Origin of the sequence: Pseudoalteromonas sp. BDTF-M6, assembly GCF_018334135.1 — a bacterium.
In the GTDB taxonomy this organism is placed as follows: domain Bacteria; phylum Pseudomonadota; class Gammaproteobacteria; order Enterobacterales; family Alteromonadaceae; genus Pseudoalteromonas.
The window spans coordinates 1-1,014 of sequence record NZ_JAGXTQ010000015.1; the positions used below are offsets into that span (position 1 = coordinate 1).

Genomic DNA, 1,014 nt, shown 5'->3' on the forward strand with positions numbered 1-1,014 from the left:
GTGGAGCCATCCTTGAAATACCACCCTTGTATGTTTGATGTTCTAACGTTGGCCCCTGAATCGGGGTTGCGGACAGTGCCTGGTGGGTAGTTTGACTGGGGCGGTCTCCTCCCAAAGAGTAACGGAGGAGCACGAAGGTTGGCTAAGTACGGTCGGACATCGTACGGTTAGTGTAATGGTAGAAGCCAGCTTAACTGCGAGACAGACACGTCGAGCAGGTACGAAAGTAGGTCATAGTGATCCGGTGGTTCTGAATGGAAGGGCCATCGCTCAACGGATAAAAGGTACTCCGGGGATAACAGGCTGATACCGCCCAAGAGTTCATATCGACGGCGGTGTTTGGCACCTCGATGTCGGCTCATCACATCCTGGGGCTGAAGTCGGTCCCAAGGGTATGGCTGTTCGCCATTTAAAGTGGTACGCGAGCTGGGTTTAGAACGTCGTGAGACAGTTCGGTCCCTATCTGCCGTGGGCGTTTGAGAATTGAGAGGGGCTGCTCCTAGTACGAGAGGACCGGAGTGGACGAACCGCTGGTGTTCGGGTTGTGATGCCAATTGCATTGCCCGGTAGCTACGTTCGGAATCGATAACCGCTGAAAGCATCTAAGCGGGAAGCGAGCCTCGAGATGAGTTCTCACTTGGAGTTCGACTCCACTAAAGGGCCGTTGAAGACTACAACGTTGATAGGCAGGATGTGGAAGCGCTGTGAGGCGTTAAGCTAACCTGTACTAATTACCCGTGAGGCTTAACCATACAACGCCAAAATGGTGTGAGACTGTTAAGTTAGAAGTTAGAAATAAAGACTGAAGTAGACACATTACTTATTGCTTTGAAATAAAGAGCAGCTTTCCGAATTAATACTGATTGCAATAGCGATTAGTAACCAACTTTGCTTGGTGATAATAGCGTTCTGGACCCACCTGACCCCATGCCGAACTCAGAAGTGAAACGGAACTGCGCCGATGATAGTGTGGCATTTGCCATGTGAAAGTAGGTCATCACCAGGCTCCTAATT

The 1,014-nt window shown here is 50.4% G+C and carries 2 rRNA genes; both read left to right on the forward strand.

Annotated features, from left to right (window positions below):
- Positions 1-752: ribosomal RNA gene (locus KD147_RS16705) — 23S ribosomal RNA — on the forward strand; the annotation flags it as partial.
- A 139-nt stretch (positions 753-891) separates the two neighbouring features.
- Positions 892-1,006 (forward strand): 5S ribosomal RNA (gene rrf, locus KD147_RS16710).
- Positions 1,007-1,014: the final 8 nt, after the last annotated feature.